Annotated in this window: 2 protein-coding genes; both read right to left on the bottom strand. The window is 75.0% G+C overall.

Translation table 11 applies throughout. From position 1 onward, the window contains the following. On the bottom strand, nt 1-1,107 hold a 1,107-nt coding region (locus EF903_RS31310), incomplete at its 3' end, for a biotin carboxylase N-terminal domain-containing protein (RefSeq protein WP_125548358.1). Nucleotides 1,108-1,118: 11 nt separating this feature from the next. Then, a complete protein-coding gene (locus EF903_RS31305) occupies nt 1,119-2,717 on the bottom strand; it encodes an acyl-CoA carboxylase subunit beta (protein ID WP_125548356.1) in 1,599 nt (532 codons plus the stop codon). Nucleotides 2,718-2,747: the final 30 nt, after the last annotated feature.

Here is a 2,747-nt window from a genome sequence, read left to right as displayed (position 1 = left end):
CGGCGCCGAGCGCGGCGGCGTAGCGGCGCACCAGCGTGGACAGTTGTGCTCCCCAGCTCTGGGCCTTGGGCGGCGGTGCGGCGAAGGCGCCCGGGTGCCGCTCCTCGGGCTGTCCGGGCCGGCGGGCTCGGGCGGCTCCGGCGGGAGGGCCGCGCCCTCGGCGATGCGGATCTGGAGGGCGACGAGGTCGACGCCGTGGACGGCCTCGGTGACGGGGTGCTCGACCTGGAGCCGGGTGTTCATCTCCAGGAAGCACGGGCGCCCGTCGGCGTCGAGCAGGAACTCGACCGTGCCCGCCCCCCGGTAGCCGACGGCCCGGGCGGCCGCGACGGCCGCCTCGTGCAGGGTGCGGCGCAGGCCGTCGGACAGGCCGGGCGCCGGGGCCTCCTCGACGACCTTCTGGTGGCGGCGCTGGAGGGAGCAGTCGCGGGTGCCGAGCGCCCACACGGTGCCGTGCCCGTCGGCGAGGACCTGCACCTCCACGTGGCGGCCGCGTTCGACGTACGGCTCGGCGAAGACCTCGCCGTCGCCGAACGCGGACCGGGCCTCGGCGGCCGCAGCGTCGAGTGCGGGCCCCAGCGCGTCGAGGTCGCGGACGACGCGCATGCCGCGCCCGCCGCCGCCGGCGGCCGCCTTCAGCAGCAGCGGCAGGTCGGCGGCGGTGGCGGCCGCCGGGTCGACGGGGTCGAGGAGCGGGACCTTGGCGGCCCGCATCAGCTCCTTGGCGCGGGTCTTCGAGGCCATCGCCTCGATCGCGTCGGGCGGCGGGCCGATCCAGGCCAGGCCGGCGGCCAGGACGTCGCGGGCGAAGGCGGCGTTCTCGGAGAGGAAGCCGTAGCCGGGGTGGACGGCGTCCGCGCCGGCGGCCAGGGCCGCCGCGATGACGAGGTCGCCGCGCAGGTAGGTGTCGGCCGGGGCGGCGCCCGGCAGGCGCACGGCCGTGTCGGCCTCGCGGACGTGCAGGGCGCCGGCGTCGGGGTCGGAGTGGACGGCGACCGACGCGAGGCCCATGGCGCGGGCCGTGCGGAAGACGCGGACGGCGATCTCGCCGCGGTTCGCGACGAGGACGGAGGTGATCGGCAGGGCCGTGGTCGTGGTCGTGGTCATGGGGCGGTCACTCACATCCGGAAGACGCCGAAGCCGCCGCGGGCGCCCTCGACGGGGGCGTTGTGGACGGCCGAGAGGCACAGGCCGAGGACGGTGCGGGTGTCGCGGGGGTCGATGACCCCGTCGTCGTACAGCCGCCCGGACAGGAACATCGGCAGGGACTCGGCCTCGATCTGCGCCTCGACGAAGGCGCGCATCCCGGCGTCGGCCTCCTCGTCGTACGGCTTGCCCTTCGCGGCGGCGGACTGCCGGGCCACGATGGACAGCACCCCGGCGAGCTGCTGCGGTCCCATGACGGCGGACTTGGCGCTGGGCCAGGCGAACAGGAAGCGGGGCTCGTAGGCGCGGCCGCACATGCCGTAGTGGCCGGCCCCGTAGCTGGCGCCGATGAGGACGGACAGGTGGGGGACGCGGGAGTTGGAGACGGCGTTGATCATCATGGCGCCGTGTTTGATGATGCCGCCCTGCTCGTACTCCCTGCCCACCATGTAGCCGGTGGTGTTGTGGAGGAACAGCAGCGGGATGTCCCGCTGGTTGGCGAGCTGGATGAACTGGGCGGCCTTCTGCGACTCGGCGCTGAACAGCACGCCGCGGGCGTTGGCGAGGACGCCGACGGGCCAGCCGTGCAGGCGGGCCCAGCCGGTGACGAGGCTGCTGCCGTAGAGGGGCTTGAACTCGTCGAAGTCGGAGCCGTCGACGATGCGGGCGATGACCTCGCGCGGGTCGAAGGGCGTGCGCAGGTCCTCGGGGACGATTCCGAGGAGCTCCTCCGCGTCGTACAGCGGCTCCTCGGCGGCCGGCGGCTCCGGGTGGGCGCGGCGGTGCTCCAGGCGGGCGACGATGCGGCGGGCGCGGCGGATCGCGTCGGGTTCGTCGAGGGCGTGGTGGTCGGCGAGGCCGGAGGTGCGGGCGTGCATGTCGGCGCCGCCCAGGGACTCGTCGTCGCTCTCCTCGCCGGTGGCCATCTTCACGAGCGGCGGGCCGCCGAGGAACACCTTCGACCGGCCTTTGATCATGACGGTGTGGTCGGACATGCCGGGGACGTACGCGCCTCCGGCGGTCGAGTTGCCGAAGACGACGGCGACGGTGGGCACACCGGCGGCCGACAGGCGGGTGAGGTCGCGGAAGAGCGCCCCGCCCGGGATGAAGATCTCCTTCTGGGAGGGCAGGTCGGCGCCTCCGGATTCGACGAGGCTGATGAGCGGGAGCCGGTTCTGCAGGGCGATCTCGTTGGCCCGCAGGGCCTTCTTCAGCGTCCACGGGTTGGAGGCGCCGCCGCGGACGGTGGGGTCGTTGGCGGTGATGACGCATTCGGTGCCCTCGACGGTGCCGATGCCGGTGACGAGGGACGCGCCGACCGGGTAATCGCTGCCCCAGGCGGCGAGCGGGGACAGCTCCAGGAACGGCGTGTCCGGATCGAGGAGCAGCTCGATCCGCTCCCGGGCGGGGAGCTTGCCGCGGTCGCGGTGGCGGGCCGTGTACTTCTCGCCGCCGCCCGCCAGTGCCTTGGCGTGTTCGGCGTCGAGGGCGGCGAGGCGTTCGAGGGCGGCGCCGCGGGCGGCCGCGTACTCGGGGGCGCGGGGGTCCACGGCGGTGCTGAGGCGGGTCATGGTCCGGTCCCCTCCGGGGCGGGCAGCAGG

Source organism: Streptomyces sp. WAC05292, assembly GCF_003949955.1.
Classification (GTDB): Bacteria; Actinomycetota; Actinomycetes; order Streptomycetales; family Streptomycetaceae; genus Streptomyces; species Streptomyces globosus.
This window is presented reverse-complemented; position numbering and strand designations above follow the sequence as displayed.

Bases quoted from the DNA above. Each gene is read 5' to 3' on its own strand.
- EF903_RS31305 (WP_125548356.1), bottom strand. From the start codon at position 2,717: ATGACCCGCCTCAGCACCGCCGTGGACCCCCGCGCCCCCGAGTACGCG.